This window comes from Kribbella sp. NBC_00662 (assembly GCF_041430295.1).
GTDB lineage: Bacteria > Actinomycetota > Actinomycetes > Propionibacteriales > Kribbellaceae > Kribbella.
Window position 1 is genome coordinate 2,423,513 of the sequence record NZ_CP109029.1, and the last position, 14,881, is coordinate 2,438,393.

Consider the following 14,881-nt stretch of genomic DNA (forward strand, 5'->3'; position numbering starts at 1 on the left):
TACAACTGTCGTACACAACAACGACAGCTGTAGTAGTCAGGAGAGCGTATGCAACCCGCGGCATTCGGCGCGACCGTGGTCACCGACCGGCCCTCGGAGGTCGCCGCCTTCTACACGCAGTACCTGGACCTGCAGATAGGCATCGACCTCGGCTGGTTCATCACGCTCCGCCGAGGTACGGCGGACTGGGAGCTGGCGATCTGCGAGCGCGGTCACCCGACCGTCCCGGCAGCGGTGTCGGCGCAGACCGAGAGCACGAACGTTTTCGGCTTCGTCGTCGACGACGTGGACAAGGTCGCAGCGCAGCTGACCGAGGGCGGTGTCCAGCTCGAGACCCAGCCGGTCACCGAGGTCTTCGGTCAGCGGCACTTCTTCGTCCGCGACCCCGCCGGCACCTGGATCGACGTCATCCAATTGGTCGAGCCCGACCCGGAATGGGTCGCCGCGAACCTGCCGACGACGTGAGCGGACGCCGGGCACTGACCAACCCCTCTCGAGCGGGCGCACCGACCACCGGCTGAGCGTGAGCTCGGGCCGAGGGCTGGGTTTGGTCAGTGCGGCAGGTCCGCTAGATCGTCAGCAGGATCTTGCCGAGGTGGTTGGACTGCTCCAGGGCTTTGTGCGCCTCGGCGACCTCGGCGAGCGGGAAGGTGGCGTGGACGATCGGACGGACCTTCCTCTCCGCGATCAGCGGCCAGACGTGACCGACGACCTCGGCGAGGATCTCGCCCTTGTTCTGGACCGAGCGGAACCGCAGACCGGTGGCGATGATCGAGCCGCGGCGGCTCATCAGCCGGCCGAGGTCCAGCTCGCCCTTCGCGCCGCCCTGCATCCCGATCACGACCAGGCGTCCGTCGTACGCGAGCGACTTCACGTTGTCGGTCAGGTACTTCGCGCCGAGGATGTCGAGGATCACATCGGCGCCGGCGTTCTTGGTCGCCTCCTGGACGACCGAGGCCCACTCGGCTTCCTTGTAGTTGATGGCGACGTCCGCACCGAGCCGGGTGCAGAACTCCATCTTCTCCTTGCTGCCGACCGTGGTCAGCACCCGCGCGCCATGTGCGACCGCGAGCTGGATCGCCATCGAGCCGATCCCGGACGAGCCGCCGTGCACGAGCAGGGTCTCGCCGGCCTTCAGGTGCGCGGTCATGAAGATGTTCGACCAGACCGTCGCGACCACCTCGGGCAGCGCCGCCGCGCTGACCAGATCCAGGCCGTCCGGGACGGGCATCACCTGCGGAGCGGGTACGGCGACCTTCTCGGCGTACCCGCCGCCGGCCAGCAGGGCGCAGCACTCGTCGCCGACCGACCAGCCCTCGACCTCGGCGCCGACCGCGGAGATCCGGCCGGACACCTCGAGGCCGATCGTGCCGGGAGCGCCGGGCGGCGGCGGGTAGAAGCCCTGCCGCTGCATGAGATCGGCCCGGTTCACACCCGCGGCGACGACGTCGATGACGACCTCGTCGACCGCTGGCTGCGGGTCCGGGATCTCGCCGATCCGGAGGACTTCGATTCCGCCGGCACCCTCACACACGACAGCTCGCATGCTCCACAACTTACCCTCAGGTTGCGACGAGCTGCTCCATGTCTCGGGCGATGCTGTCGAGGTAAGTGGTCTCGCCTATCGACTGGAACCAGTCCCATAGTTCGAGCGAGTGGTAGAGCCGGTAGAGATCGGTCCGGTCCGCCGGCAGATCGCCGTACCCGGCGGTGAGGCCGGCGAGTTTCTCGGCGTTGTCGTGCGCGGAGTACTGGATCGTCTTGGCGACGTCGATCAGCGGGTCGGCGGCGATCGCGTTCTCGACATCGATGAAGCCGGTGACGCGCCAGGTGCCCGGATCCACGAGCACGTTGCCTTCGTGGAAGTCGTTGTGGCACAGGACGGCGGCCTCGTTGTCGGCGAACAGGTGCCGGTGCTGCTCCACGTGCGTGGCGATCTTCGCCAGCAGCTTCGGGTCTCCGCCGAGCTGCTCGAACTCGGCCAGCTTCTTCGCGAACTGGCGGTCCATGTACTGCTCGTTGTCGGGCAGCGGATCGAGGATCTGGTCGGTCAGATAGCCGTACTCCGGCTGCCCGATGCGATGGATGCGAGCGAGGAGTTCGCCGAGCTGCGTGTACATCGCGCGCCAGTCCGGCGGCTCCAGCTCCGACAGCGGGACGCCCTCGAGCTTGGTGAGGATCGTGACGCTGTCGCCCACGTGCACCACCCGCGGGATCGAGTCGGCGAGCTCCTGCTCCAGCATGCCGTAGACATGGACTTCCTTAACCTGTTTCCAGGCCCACTCGGGTGCATAGACCTTCACGATCAGCGGGTCGGTGTCCGTGCGTACTTCGTAGACGGTGCTGAGCTGACCGCCGGTGCGCTCGACGATCTCGACGACCTCGGTGCCGGGGCGGGCTTCGGCGACGACGCGGGCGATATCCACAGGCTCGACGCTACGAGCCGTGTCCATCCGTTTTCGGTCGTCTTCAGTCGTGTTCAGTGGTGTTCAGTCGTCCAGGTCGGCCCAGGTGTCTACGTCGTCGCCGGCCCGGGTCGGTTCGGTCCACGCCAGGTTCAACCCGGCGAGCGTGCGCCGTACCGACTTGTCGCGGGGATCGCCGACTCGCTGGATCGCGTCGGCCAGCGCAGTACGGCGGTACGCCGTCGCGAGTCGCTGCTCTTGTCCGGACGAGTCGCGCAGCCCGTGGCCGTCGTACTCGGCCAGCCCGTCGACCAGCGTGGTGACGTCGGCGGCGGTGAGCCAGGGCAGGTCGCAGCTGACCACCACGACGATCGGCGCGGTACCTCGCTGGAGGCCGGCTGCCAGCCCTGCGACCGGACCGCCTGCGGGCGGATCCTCGACGGTCCAGTCGACCTCGCGGTACGTCGTACGGACCGGTCCGACGACCACCGTGTTGGCCGCGGCCGCCGTCGCCGTCAGCACCCGATCGAGCAACGTCACCCCGTCGAGCACCAACATCGCCTTGTCCACCCCACCGAACCGAGTGGACCCGCCCCCAGCCAGCACCACCGCGTCAAACTCCACGCAGGCAGTCTCGCACCCGACTTGTGCGGCACCATGGAGACATGAGGATCGCTGTGGTGCAGACCGCCAGTGGCTATGACAAGGCCGCCAACCGGGACCTGGTCAGTCGGCTGGTCGCGGATGCCGCGCAGGGACGGCCTGATCTCGTCGTGCTGCCGGAGGCGATGATGTCGGACTTCGCCGTCGAGGGTGAGTCGGTGGCGGAGGCGGCCGAGTCGCTCGACGGTGAGTTCGTGGCGACACTGCGGAAGGCTGCGGTCGAGCACGGCGTGGCTGTCGTGGCCGGCATGTTCGAGCGCAGCTGTGACCAGCACCGTCCGTACAACACTCTGCTGGCTGTCGGTGCGGACGGGGCGCTGCTCGGCGCTTATCGCAAGATCCACCTGTACGACGCCTTCGGGTACAAGGAGTCCGACCAGCTGACCGCTGGCGACGTTGCGCCGGTGGTGGTGCAGATCGGCGACCGGAAGCTCGGTCTGATGACCTGCTACGACTTGCGCTTCCCGGAGCTCTCCCGCGCATTGATCGACGCGGGGGCAGAGGTGCTCGTCGTACCGGCGGCCTGGGTACGCGGACCGCTCAAAGAGCACCACTGGACCACTCTGCTCACCGCACGCGCGGTGGAGAACACCTGCTACGTCGCAGCGGCCGCGCAGAACGGGAAGAAGTACTGCGGCCTCAGCCAGATCATCGACCCACAGGGGATCGCGCTGGCGTCTGCGGGTGAGTCGGACGGACACGCGTTCGCCGAGATCACGGGCGAGCGGCTGGCCGACGTACGCAAGCGCAACCCGTCTCTCCAGAACCGGCGGTACGCCGTCACGCCGCGCTGATCGCCCAGTGCGCGGACCGACTGGTCCGAAACGGTCGCTGACACGTTAACCTCCTGGCGTGGTCGATGCGTTTGATCTGGAGCATCACGGTGATCTAGAGGTCGGCGAGGGTCTCGTCGACCTCGCCGTCAACGTACGCACGGGCACTCCGCCGCCGTGGCTGATCGAAACGATCACGGCGAGCCTGACGGACCTCGCGGCGTACCCACGGCCCGGTGTCGCGGTCAACGCGGTCGCACGACGCCATGGCGTGTCGCCGGATCGGGTGCTGCTCACCGCGGGGGCCGCTGAGGCGTTCGTGCTCATCGCGCGGGCCTTTCGGCCGCGGCATCCGGTCGTCGTCCATCCACAGTTCACCGAGCCCGAGGCGGCGCTGCGTTCGGCCGGGCACCTGGTCGACCGGGTGATCCTGCGGCCCGAGGACGGCTTCGTGCTCGACCCGGCCGCCGTACCCCGGGATGCCGACCTGGTCGTGATCGGTAATCCGACCAACCCGACGTCGGTTCTGCACCCGGCCGACTCGCTGCGCGAGCTGGCACGGCCGGACCGGATCCTGGTCGTCGACGAGGCGTTCATGGACGCCGTACCGGGTGAGCCCGAGTCGCTCGCCGGCGCGTCGATCCCGGGTCTCGTGGTGGTGCGCAGCCTGACCAAGACCTGGGGACTCGCCGGGCTGCGGGTCGGATATGTGCTCGCGGCGCCGGGTTTGATCGAACAATTGTCGGCCGTTCAACCGCAGTGGCCGGTGTCCACTCCTGCTCTCGCGGCGGCAATTGCCTGCAGCAACGAGCGCGCGGTGCTGGAAGCCGCGCAGGCCGCGCTGGACATTTCCCGGCAACGTGTCCATCTGCTTGACAAGCTGGCTGCGGTGCCCGGCCTTTCGACGTACGGCGTGGCGTCGGCGCCGTTCGTTCTCGTACACGTTCCCGGTGCTGCCGAGTTGCGGGAATCCCTGCGTGCACAGGGGTTTGCGGTCCGTCGCGGAGACACGTTCCCGGGTCTGGGACCGGACTGGTTGCGGATCGCAGTACGACCGGAGGATGTCACCGACGGGTTTGTGAAAGTACTCGCGGATCTTCTTCGCTGAACTCCGCTGCTGAATCGAGTTGGCGCTGTAACGCTCGGGGGGTTTAGCGGAGCTCCACTTTGCGCACAAGATGGCCAGGGTGTCCCGCTGATGATGTCCCGGGCACCTTTCTGATCATTCGCGAAGGGAGCAGCACAATGGGTCTCAGCGACGACGACATGAACACCTCGTCCGAAGGCGGCGAAGGTCTGGCCGACGGGGGCGCCAACGTCGGCGGCACCGATGGCGGAGCCGACGGCGGCGCGGGCGGCAACACGTCGGGCGGGTACGGCGACAGCTCGTCCTCCGACGGCGGCGCTGACGGCGGTGCGGATGGTGGCGCGGGTGGAGTCGGTGAAGGCCCGGCTGACGGTGGTGCTTCGCCGGGTGCACAGGACGGTGGCGCTGACGGTGGTGCTGGTGACGGCGCCGGGGGCGGCTCGGGCAACTACGGCGAGGGCACCGCGGATGGCGGCGCTTCGCCGGGCACCCAGGATGGTGGCGCTGACAGTGGAGCAGACGGTGGCGCTGGCGGCGTTGGTGAGGGTCCGGCTGACGGTGGTGCTTCGGAAGGTGCGCAGGACGGTGGCGCCGATGGCGGTGCCGGCGACGGGGCCGGTGGCGGTTCTGGTGGCTATGGCGAAGGTACTGCGGATGGCGGCGCGAACCCGAGTGGCTCCGACGGCGGTGCTGACGGTGGCGCGGACGGCGGTGCCGGTGGTGGCGCCGGTCGTGGCGAAGGCGGCGGCGGGAACTCCGGGAGCTGGTGAGCACCATGCCGGACGCCGGGCCCGAATCCAGTTTTGTGAACCCACAGCCTCAGGCTGGTGGGTTGTCGCGGGACGAGTTGCGGGATGCGCGCCCGGCGCTCCGGCGTTGTGTGGCGGGAGATCTAGACGAGTTCGCCAACTCCTATTGGGGTTCGCGGGCGCTGCTGTCCCACGGTCCGGATCTGCCGGCGCCGTACGACGATCTGTTCAGCCTGGAGGCTGTGGACGAGCTGCTGTCCCGTCGCGGTCTGCGGACGCCGTTCTTGCGTATCGCGAAGAACGGTGCGGTCGTGGGCGACAGTCAGTTCACCGGACCGGCTGGTGTGGGTGCGGAGATCGCCGATCAGGTACGGGACGACAAGGTGGCGGCGCTGTTCGCGAGCGGGCACACCGTCGTACTGCAGGCGCTGCATCGGACCTGGCCGGCGCTGGTCGACTTCTCGACGCAGCTGTCCGCGGACGCCGGGCATCCGGTGCAGATCAACGCGTACATCACTCCTGCCGAGTCGCAGGGGTTCTCGGCGCACTACGACGTACATGACGTCTTCGTACTGCAGGTAGCCGGCGAGAAACACTGGACCGTTCACGAGCCGGTGCATGTCGACCCACTGCGGAACCAGCCGTGGACAGACCACGCGTCGGCCGTCGCCGCGGCTGCGCGTGACAAGACTCCGGTGGTCGACGAGGTACTGCGGCCTGGCGACGCGTTGTATGTGCCGCGCGGATTCCTCCACTCTGCCAAGGCGCTGGGCGGGGTTAGCGCACACCTGACGGTCGGACTCCACACGCTCACGCGCTATCTGCTCGTCCAAGAGCTGGCTGCCCTAGCCGCCAACCAGGCCGCTCTACGCACCGCTCTGCCTCTCGGCTTCGACCCTGGCGATCCGGACCAGCTCGCCGAACTCCTCCCTGCCGTGGCCGCGCTCTTCACCCAGGAGATCCGCTCCACAACCCCGGACGCCCTGGCCGCCCGGCTGCGCCGCCGCACCTGGTCCAGCAACCGCCCCGCCCCGCTGCCACCCCTGGCCCACGCCGCGTCAATCACATCCCTCTCCGTGGGCACCACAGTCCGCCTACGCCCCGGTCTCCGCTGCCGCGTCGTCTCTGGAGACCCAGTGGTCCTCCAACTACCGGACCGCACGATCACGTTCCCACCATCCACCGAATCAGCCCTGACCGAACTGACGTCCGGCACCGACTGCAAGGTGGGCAGCCTGCCCGGCCTCGACGACGCCGACCAACTGGTCCTGGTCCGCCGCCTCCTCACCGAAGCCGTCGTAGTCGCAACCGACAACTGAGGCTCCGTCCAGCCGGTGTGGAATTGTGAGGTGTCGTGGACCACGGGGACGCTCGATACCGACCGGAATCCGGCTGCGCAGCCCAAGCCGACCTCCGGCACGACTCGCTGATCGCCACCGCTCCACCCGCCCAACGCTGGCTCCTGATCGAATCCCAAACCCCCTGGCCCCGCCAGGCCCTCACATCCCTTGGAAACGGTGGGACCGAGGGCCGCGCCCTAACTGGCCTCGGGGGCGGTGGGGTCGAGGGTCGGGCGCCGACAGGCCTTGGAGGCGGTGGGGGCGAGACGGGTGTGGGGCTTGGGGAGGTGGTTGGGAGGTTGTGTCGGGACATGGGGATCCGGCCGGTGCTGGTTCGGCGGTACGGGCGCGTCGATCGGACGCGGAGCCGACAGTGGGGACTGGTGGACTGCCGGCCGGGGCATGAAGAGATCCGCTGGGGGCCGTTGCCGACGGATGAGCATCTGCTCGACGTGCTCACCGGCAAGGTTCCAGGCACGATCAGCACCGAGCCCGTCTACCTCGTCTGCACGCACGGCCGCCACGACGCGTGCTGCGCCGTACGCGGTCGTCCGGTCGCCGCGGCGCTCGCCTCCGCCTACCGCGAGCGCACCTGGGAGTGCAGCCACATCGGCGGCGACCGCTTCGCCGCCAACGTGGTCGTCCTGCCCCACGGCCTGTACTACGGCCACGTCCCACCGACGCGCGCGGTCGAACTCGCCAGGCAGTACGACAAGGGTCTCGTCGTACCCGATCTCCTCCGCGGATCGAGTGCCTTCACCCCACCCGTACAAGCCGCCCAACACTTCGCCCGCGAAGCCGGCCACTCACCAACCGTCGACAACCTCCAACCGCAATCCGTCCAGCAACTCCCCAACCACCGTTGGCGAATCCTCCTCGCATCCGCCACCGGAACGATCTCGGTCGAGGTGTCAGCTCACCTCGACACCGTCGACGCCCGACTGACCTGTGCAGGTTCCTCGCCTGCCCAGATCCGCCGCTTCGAGCTCCACACGCTCACCACCACCTGAACCCACAGAAATCCAGCGGTCTGGCTCACGACGGATCGATGAGCCGGTCCTCGAGATGAGCGCCAAAGAACGCTGACTGGCGGGCCATGATTTCGCGCAGAGGTGTGCCGCGAGGGACGCCGTACACCGTGCCCGGGAAGTCCAGCTCGCGTTGGGTCTGCCACAGCTCTTCGTGCCGGTCAGGAGAGAAGAGCTGCGCCGGGTCGCCGGCCGCGATCCACCCGATCGGGAGGGTCGTGCCTGGTTCCAAGCGCGAGTTGACGTGCAGCACGCTGTTGATCCGCAGCTCTGCGCCTGTTCCGGCGATGGAACCGGGGAACAACGCGGCGCCCGTGGCGATGAAGACTTCGTTCTCGACCGTGGCGCCGTTCACGTGTGCATGGGGACCTACCAGGACCGCGTCGCCGATCAGGGCGGGATGGTCGGCCCGGCCGCGCACCAGGGCGTTCTCCATCACCACACTGTTCTCGCCGAGCCTGACCTCGCCGTTCTCCGCGGTCAGCACAGCACCGTGCAGGACCCTGCTGCCCTCGCCAAGGACGACGGCGCCGCAGAGCACGGCCGATGGTGCGACGTACGCGGATTCGGGCACGACCGGTCGTCGGCCGCGGTGTTCGAGCAGCATCTCTCGCTGTCCTTTCGTTGCGTGACCCCCTCGCTCCAGCTGTACCAGTGTTGTCTGCGGACTCTCCACAGCCCGGGTCCTCACAACCCCGGGCGGCGGTGTCCTCCGGCCCGTCCACATCAGAGGTGGGAGGCTCGGTCCATCGGACAATCCGGGTGGAGAACCGCGAACTGAGCCAACATTAGAACAGATGTTCGATGTGACGCAACGCATCCTGACAGATCAGGAAACGACTCGATCAGACGGGTCAGATCCGCGCGGAACTCAGCCGCGGCGCGACCCGCGCCAGTACGTAGATCGTCAGGCTCGCCACGAGCGCCAGCCCGGCCAACGCCACCCACGGCAGCTCGTGGTCAACCTCGAACAACTGCGCGAAGAACCCCGGCGCCAGCACGCTGGAGAAGGCGAACGAGTACTGCCAATAGGACAGATACTTCCCCCGCCCGACCACCGGCGAGACCGCCGCCGACAGCGCGTTGTTGGTCGCCGCATGCAGTACGTCGGCGAACGCATAGCAAGCTGTCGCGAGCACCAGCACCGGCACGACCCATCCCGCCGGGATGTGCACCTGCAGCGCCATCAGGACCGCCCACGCCGCATAGGTGATCCCGGCGACCACCATGACGTTCGTACGACGCCGCCGCTCGGTGTGCCGCACCACCAGCGTCTGACCGGTCGCCAGTACGACAGATGTCGCCGCGATCAGTACACCGACCAGCCACTTCGGCACGGTCAGCGCCTCAGTGACATACACAGGTACGCCGACGCCGAGCATCATCGTGCAGAGCGCCAGCAGTGTGTTCGCGCCGATCAGCACCAGGAACGTCTTGTCCTTGCGGAGCAGCGGCGCCGGCCCGGTGTCGTGATTGGTCCGCTCGTGGTGCGAGGGATGCAGCCGCAGCAGGAGCAGACCGGCGATGTAGAACGTCACTGCGTTGACTGCCATCGCGACCAGGAACGGTGCGTCGCCACCGATCGCCAGCAGCCAGCCGGCTACCAACGCGCCGAGCGCGAGCCCGCCAGCCTGCATCATGCCGCCGAGACCGAACCACTTGTCCCGCTCGCCCTCGTCAGCGACGTCCGCGAGCAGACTGAAGATCGCCGACCAGAACACCCGTTGCCCGGTCGTCGTGACCAGCGAACACAGGAACAGGACCCAGATCGACCGCCCGAAGAAGAAGCCGGTGAACGCCAGCCCCTGGGCGAACTGCGCCGCCACCACAATGTTGCGCGGCCCGACCCGGTCGATCACCACTCCCACCGCGGCCGGCGCTGCGATCGAGAACAGCGTGGCGATGGTCAGCATCAACCCGGCCGTCCCGAGCTGGATGCCGGCGACCTTGTTGAAGAACAGCAGCAGAAGGGGACCGGCGCAGCCGCCACCGAACGAGTCGATCGCCAGACCGGCCAGCAGCGGTACCCGGCCGCGGACGTTCGGCAGGCCGAGGGACGTGGCTGCGGGCATGGCAGAGCGCTCCCATCGGTCATCTCGGCGGCTGGCGCACTCTAGCAAGCGCTCTCCGGCCGTTCCATCCGATTTCAGTCTGCTGCAGGCACCCGCCGTACCGAGACATGCCGGAGCGGACGCCACGCCACCGCAGTCATGACCACCATGGCGACGAACGCGATCGCGAACGGAGCAGCCAGTCCGAACCGCTGCGCCAACAGGCCACCGAGTGCCGAGCCGATCGCGGCACCACCGACCGAAGCCAGCAGGTACACACTGTTGACCCGGCCCATCAAGGCATCCGGAGTGACGAGCTGACGTGTAGTCGTCGAGACGATGCCCCACACCACGGCGTGGACGCCGAAAACGGCCATAGTCGCGCCGGCGACCCACGGGTTCCTCGTGAGCGCCAGGATCAGGTGGACTGTCGTTTCGATGACCAGGCCGGCGCGGAGCAGGGTCACGGAGCCGACGCGCGGTTCCAGGAAGTGGTACGTCGGCATGCCGAGCACGCCGCCGACCGCGCCGACAGAGATGAGCAGACCGAACTGTGTCTCGCTCAGACCGAGCCGTTCACGGGCGAACAGCACCCAGGTCGCAAACGCGGCGCAGAACGTGATGTTCATGACCAAGATCGATAGTGCGAGCGTCCGTACGCCGGTGTGCTGCCAGAGCCAGCGGACTCCCTCGTGGACTTCACGCCAGATCGCTGCGCGGGTGGAGGGGTCGGGCAGTGGCGGACGTACCGCGACGCGCGCGATCAGAGCTGCTGCGGCCGCGAAGGTGACCGCATCGAAGACCAGCGGGATGCCGGCGCCCGCCGCGAACAGCAGAGCACCTAGCGGCGGCCCGCCGAGTTGCTGGAGAACTGTGGCGCTCGCGAACAATCGGGCGTTCGCTTTGCCGAGGTGTTCCTTCGGTACGGCGCTGACGAGCAATGCGCCAGATGCGTTGTCTGCAAGCGTTTCCGCCGTACCGAGGAGGAACAACGCGACGTAGATCGCCCACAGAGGCGAGGTGTCGAGCAGTACGGCGGTGCCGAGCGCGACCAGGACGATCGCGCGAAAGGTGTCAGCGGCAACGATCATCAACCGGCGGTCGAGCCGATCGACCAGCACGCCGCTGAACAACGCAAACAGCAACCAGGGCAACTGCTGCAGGAACGCGGCAGCACCTACCGCAGCAGGCTCGCTGGTGATCGAGGCAACGAGCAGTGGACCGGCGGCCGCCATGGCACCGTCGCCGAGGTTCGAGATGATCGAGGCCGGCCAGATCTTCCGAAAATCAGCTCCGAGCTCACGCGGAAACGCAACAGCGCCAAGCGAACGCATGAGCCTCCTGAGGGCATGACGATCAATGGACCGCCGGCTGCGGATGCCCGGACAATACCGGCCACCTCCCGCCCCCGCACGCCGATTCAGCTATCCTCGACCCTCGGCGGCAACCGCCGGGAGGGTTCGCATAGTGGCCGAGTGCGCTGGTCTTGAAAACCGGTAGGGCGGGTGACCGTCCTCGTGGGTTCGAATCCCACACCCTCCGCTCACAACGGCATGAATCGCTCGTGACCTGCGACGACGTGCTGTCAGATCCTTCATACCCCGTTGTCCGGCTGCGTCCGGCCAGGTCCGAGTGTTGTCGCCTGATGTCGGCCGTTCGTGCCCTATACGTGCCCGCGAGTCCTTGTTTCGGTTTGGAGCTGGAGCGGACTTAGCCCACGCCCAACGGAGCCCATCCAGCGGCTGCGGAGCGGTCGGAGGCTTCAGCGCTCGATCCGCTCCAGCCTGTCCGCGGCGACAGCCTCGATGCCGAGGTCCTGACGCATCCCCCGCTGCGCTGCCTCAAGGGGGCCTTCGAAACCGTCGGCGAACGAAGAGGTGTCATCCACGGCCCCCTCTTCGATCACTGCGTACTCCCATTCAGCGATCCTGCCGTACACGCTCCGGCACAACTGCTCGATCGAAGGATTGAGGAGAGAGATCTCGGCCAGAACTTCGGTAACCTCCCTCCACCAGCCGTCCGATTCTTCCTCAACCTTCGCGAACTTCTCGGTCCGCCGATGGGTCTCTGCCCATAGCGCGATCAACTGGTCGTGCCGCCCCAGCGCCAACTGGACGAAGCGTGCGTAAGCTGCGCGCTTCGTGTCCATGAATTGCTTCCTTCTCTCGTGCTCCCGGTCCTCAGCCGCGCGCTCCTTCTCCCACGTCAAGCGCCTGCTCTCCCGCCGGCCGGTGAAAGCGGCAGCCACGACCTGACCGGCGATCGCGCCCGCGGCACCGATGCCCGAGGCGATCAGAGCTACCGTCGTCGTATCCACGAGAGGCAGACTACGGTCAAATCTCCCGGGCGCTCGGCGCGCGAGCGGCAATGCCGGACGCATGGCTCAGGTCCTCGCGTGCGGCGGCGCATGGAACGGCACTCGCCCGACAGGGAGCCCGACGCAGCGACCGCGCTCCGGGAGCTTCGGCGTGCGCCTCATCGGTAATCCGTGGCGGGCTATCGGCGGCGCGGTGTATACCTTGCCTGAAGGAGTCGGGATGAACAGATGGAAAGCCTTTGAGGAGCACAATGAGGCCGCGACCGAGCGGGCACGCTCGTGGCTGGAGAACGCCGATCCTTCAATCGGAGTCGGCAGCAGGCATCACATCGTCCCGAGGTTCCTTCTGGAGCGATTTTTCAAACGGGAATCAGGTCCTGGCTGTTCGCGACCGAGCATCTGGTGTGGAGACAATTCGCCACATCAAAGACATGGGATTCAAGGACTTCTATACCTCCATCAACATTGAGGGAGAACTTGACGGTAGAATCGAGCAGATTCTGTGTCTTGTTGAGGGCGAGACGGCATCGCTGATAACCAGGCTCCTGAACCCATTCATCCCATTTTCCCTGGAGGAGCAGGATCGACTTCAGTTGGCGCAGTTCATCGCCTTTCAACTAGTTCGCGGTCCGCGGCAGAGGCGTGAAATTGAACTGACGATCGATTGGACGATGAAGTCCACTCATGGCCACTTGTGGACAAGTGGCGAACTCAGCGAGATAGTCGTGACGCCACACCCTAATGAGCATCTCCGCATGATGTGCGGGTTTGCCGAGTCGTTGGCGAATCTCTTGTATGACCGTCCAGTAACGATGGTGACACTCGATCAGTCATTGCTTCTAATCTCCGACGAACCGGCGGTGGCGATCGGTAATGGGAACTACGTCGAGCATGCTCCTGAGTGCTTCGTCGCCGCGCCGACCGCTGAGGATCTGCGTCGGCGACGTCGGAAAGACCGCAGGAAACCAAAACTGCAACACGCCCATGTCTTTCCGGCGCGACCGGCGCCGGCGGCCGCACCGGAGATCGGCTTCCCCGTTTCTCCCCGCGCAGCCCTGATCTTCGGGGATCGTGGATCCAAACTTCCGGACGGGCATCAGGCCCTAACTGGCGCCGAGGCCGAAGCATTCGCCCGCGATCTGAATCTCTGCATCATAGAGAACGCATATGAATGGGTTGCTGCAAATCCAGATCATCCTACATTTTCGAAGATGAAGTTCCCGCCCGTGGGACCGATACTGTCTGTCTGCGACGGGGGTAGCGCGATGAGCAAGCAACTAGAGCAGCCACCTCATCCGCGACGGCCGGAGCGCTTACCCGGCGTGGCGTGGACGTTTCAGAACGAAAAGCGACCAAACCTTAGAATTACCAAGGAAGAATGATTGTTTCGCCAGTCTCACGCTATCGGGCTGTTGTCGATCTCGTCACGGCCTGAACATCCGGGATAGGCGAAACGAGGCATCGGCTGCGATCCGGCCCGGTGCAGTTGTTCCCCGAATGGCTCTCCGATCAGGTGACCGCGGTGGCCGAGGCCACGCAGACCCCGATCGATCTGGCCGCCTCGGTCGCTCTCGCCTGCTGTCCACGGCAGCAGGCGGAAAGGTGCTCGTGCGGGTGGATCGGTCGTGGGTCGAGCAGGTGAACCTCTACACCGTCACTGCGCTGCCACCGGGCTCGCGGAAGTCGCCGGTGTTCCGGGCGATGACCACTCCGCTCACGACCGCCGAGGACGCGCTGCGGGATCAGGCGGCCGAGCGGCGGGTGGAAGCCGAGCTGGCGTCCCGGGTCGCGTGGGCCAAGGCCGAACAGCTCGCCAAGAAGGCCGAGACCGCGCAAGCCGAGCCCCAAACCGCGCTGGCTGACGCGACCGCCGCTGCGAAGGAAGCAGCGAGCATCGCCGTACCTGAGCTGCCCCGACTGATGACCGACGACGTCACTCCGGAGTCGTGCATCTCTCTGCTCGCCACCCACGGCGGCCGGATCGCCGTCCTGTCCGCCGAGGGCGACGTGTTCGCCACCCTCACCGGCACCCGCTACTCAGCCGCTCCCAACCTGGGCGTGTTCCTCAAAGGTCACGCCGGCGACAAGCTCCAGGTCGACCGCAAGGGCGGCCCGTCCGAGACCGTCGAACGCCCTGCGCTCACCCTCGGAGTCACCACTCAACCCGGCACCCTCGCCGGGTTGGCAGCACAACCCGGCTTCCGCGACCGGGGCGTCCTCGCCCGCATCCTCTACAGCCTGCCCGTCAACACCGTGGGCCAACGCGACAACCAGCCTCAGCCGGTTCCCGAAGACACCGAAACCACCTACACCGACGCACTCACCACCCTCGTCATCCTCCTCGCCGACCAGGAGACGCCGCACGAACTCACCCTCACCGCCGACGCCCGGCAGGTGCTTCTCGAGTTCCAGGACTGGATCGAACCACGCCTGCACCCCCGGACCGGCCAACTCGCACCCATCACCGA

14 protein-coding genes, 1 tRNA gene and 1 pseudogene are annotated in these 14,881 nt (G+C 66.9%); 9 read left to right on the plus strand and 7 right to left on the minus strand.

Going from position 1 to position 14,881, the window contains the following annotated elements:
• The first annotated feature begins 48 nt into the window (after positions 1-48).
• Positions 49-465 carry a VOC family protein gene (locus OHA10_RS12255; protein ID WP_371406307.1) on the plus strand — a complete coding sequence of 139 codons (417 nt, stop codon included), beginning with the start codon at positions 49-51 and terminating at the stop codon, positions 463-465.
• Between the two features lie 103 nt (positions 466-568).
• Here the strand turns inward: OHA10_RS12255 and OHA10_RS12260 are convergent, their stop codons facing one another.
• The 3 genes from OHA10_RS12260 to OHA10_RS12270 all read right to left on the minus strand — a co-directional run bounded on the left by OHA10_RS12260 (position 569) and on the right by OHA10_RS12270 (position 3,029).
• Entirely contained in the window at positions 569-1,546 is a 978-nt protein-coding gene (locus tag OHA10_RS12260; RefSeq protein ID WP_371406308.1) for an NAD(P)H-quinone oxidoreductase, read from the minus strand.
• A 16-nt stretch (positions 1,547-1,562) separates the two neighbouring features.
• Positions 1,563-2,426 (minus strand): phosphotransferase family protein, encoded by an 864-nt coding sequence (locus OHA10_RS12265; protein WP_371406309.1) that lies wholly within the window; start codon positions 2,424-2,426, stop codon positions 1,563-1,565.
• Between the two features lie 63 nt (positions 2,427-2,489).
• Positions 2,490-3,029, minus strand: a complete 540-nt coding sequence (locus OHA10_RS12270) for a molybdenum cofactor guanylyltransferase (protein ID WP_371406310.1) — start codon at positions 3,027-3,029, stop codon at positions 2,490-2,492.
• Positions 3,030-3,070: 41 nt separating this feature from the next.
• On the opposite strand from OHA10_RS12270, the gene OHA10_RS12275 reads away from it, so the two are divergent.
• The 5 genes from OHA10_RS12275 (at position 3,071) to OHA10_RS12295 (ending at position 8,027) form a co-directional block, all read left to right on the plus strand.
• Complete coding sequence (locus tag OHA10_RS12275; protein WP_371406311.1) at positions 3,071-3,862, plus strand: carbon-nitrogen hydrolase family protein; 792 nt, start codon at positions 3,071-3,073, stop codon at positions 3,860-3,862.
• 58 nt (positions 3,863-3,920) lie between these two features.
• Positions 3,921-4,949, plus strand: coding sequence for an Rv2231c family pyridoxal phosphate-dependent protein CobC (gene cobC, locus OHA10_RS12280; protein WP_371406312.1), 1,029 nt, complete (start codon positions 3,921-3,923; stop codon positions 4,947-4,949).
• 137 nt (positions 4,950-5,086) lie between these two features.
• A complete protein-coding gene (locus tag OHA10_RS12285) occupies positions 5,087-5,698 on the plus strand; it encodes a BatC protein (protein ID WP_371406313.1) in 612 nt (203 codons plus the stop codon).
• Between the two features lie 110 nt (positions 5,699-5,808).
• Positions 5,809-6,996, plus strand: coding sequence for a cupin domain-containing protein (locus OHA10_RS12290; RefSeq protein ID WP_371406314.1), 1,188 nt, complete (start codon positions 5,809-5,811; stop codon positions 6,994-6,996).
• A 332-nt stretch (positions 6,997-7,328) separates the two neighbouring features.
• Entirely contained in the window at positions 7,329-8,027 is a 699-nt protein-coding gene (locus OHA10_RS12295; RefSeq protein WP_371406315.1) for a sucrase ferredoxin, read from the plus strand.
• Positions 8,028-8,052: 25 nt separating this feature from the next.
• Here OHA10_RS12295 and OHA10_RS12300 read toward each other — a convergent pair whose 3' ends face one another.
• The 3 genes from OHA10_RS12300 to OHA10_RS12310 all read right to left on the minus strand — a co-directional run bounded on the left by OHA10_RS12300 (position 8,053) and on the right by OHA10_RS12310 (position 11,430).
• A complete protein-coding gene (locus OHA10_RS12300) occupies positions 8,053-8,652 on the minus strand; it encodes a gamma carbonic anhydrase family protein (RefSeq protein ID WP_371406316.1) in 600 nt (199 codons plus the stop codon).
• Between the two features lie 247 nt (positions 8,653-8,899).
• Entirely contained in the window at positions 8,900-10,117 is a 1,218-nt protein-coding gene (locus OHA10_RS12305) for an MFS transporter (RefSeq protein WP_371406317.1), read from the minus strand.
• A gap of 74 nt (positions 10,118-10,191) precedes the next feature.
• Positions 10,192-11,430 carry an MFS transporter gene (locus tag OHA10_RS12310; RefSeq protein WP_371406318.1) on the minus strand — a complete coding sequence of 413 codons (1,239 nt, stop codon included), beginning with the start codon at positions 11,428-11,430 and terminating at the stop codon, positions 10,192-10,194.
• Between the two features lie 119 nt (positions 11,431-11,549).
• Here OHA10_RS12310 and OHA10_RS12315 point away from each other — a divergent pair.
• Positions 11,550-11,638: transfer RNA gene (locus tag OHA10_RS12315), tRNA-Ser, on the plus strand.
• A 220-nt stretch (positions 11,639-11,858) separates the two neighbouring features.
• Here OHA10_RS12315 and OHA10_RS12320 read toward each other — a convergent pair.
• Complete coding sequence (locus tag OHA10_RS12320) at positions 11,859-12,413, minus strand: hypothetical protein (protein WP_371406319.1); 555 nt, start codon at positions 12,411-12,413, stop codon at positions 11,859-11,861.
• Positions 12,414-12,664: 251 nt separating this feature from the next.
• Here OHA10_RS12320 and OHA10_RS12325 point away from each other — a divergent pair, with 251 nt between their 5' ends.
• Together OHA10_RS12325 and OHA10_RS12330 are read left to right on the plus strand one after the other, a co-directional pair.
• The gene (locus OHA10_RS12325) at positions 12,665-13,795 is read left to right on the plus strand and encodes a DUF4238 domain-containing protein (RefSeq protein ID WP_371406320.1); all 1,131 of its coding nucleotides are present in this window, start codon (positions 12,665-12,667) and stop codon (positions 13,793-13,795) included.
• Between the two features lie 115 nt (positions 13,796-13,910).
• Positions 13,911-14,849, plus strand: a pseudogene (locus OHA10_RS12330) (YfjI family protein); the annotation flags it as partial.
• Between the last annotated feature and the right edge of the window lie 32 nt (positions 14,850-14,881).

Bases quoted from the DNA above. Each gene is read 5' to 3' on its own strand.
- OHA10_RS12255 (WP_371406307.1), top strand. From the start codon at position 49: ATGCAACCCGCGGCATTCGGCGCGACCGTGGTCACCGACCGGCCCTCG.
- OHA10_RS12300 (WP_371406316.1), bottom strand. From the start codon at position 8,652: ATGCTGCTCGAACACCGCGGCCGACGACCGGTCGTGCCCGAATCCGCG.
- OHA10_RS12310 (WP_371406318.1), bottom strand. From the start codon at position 11,430: ATGCGTTCGCTTGGCGCTGTTGCGTTTCCGCGTGAGCTCGGAGCTGAT.
- OHA10_RS12285 (WP_371406313.1), top strand. From the start codon at position 5,087: ATGGGTCTCAGCGACGACGACATGAACACCTCGTCCGAAGGCGGCGAA.
- OHA10_RS12305 (WP_371406317.1), bottom strand. From the start codon at position 10,117: ATGCCCGCAGCCACGTCCCTCGGCCTGCCGAACGTCCGCGGCCGGGTA.
- OHA10_RS12260 (WP_371406308.1), bottom strand. From the start codon at position 1,546: ATGCGAGCTGTCGTGTGTGAGGGTGCCGGCGGAATCGAAGTCCTCCGG.
- OHA10_RS12275 (WP_371406311.1), top strand. From the start codon at position 3,071: ATGAGGATCGCTGTGGTGCAGACCGCCAGTGGCTATGACAAGGCCGCC.
- OHA10_RS12325 (WP_371406320.1), top strand. From the start codon at position 12,665: ATGAGGCCGCGACCGAGCGGGCACGCTCGTGGCTGGAGAACGCCGATC.
- OHA10_RS12295 (WP_371406315.1), top strand. From the start codon at position 7,329: ATGGGGATCCGGCCGGTGCTGGTTCGGCGGTACGGGCGCGTCGATCGG.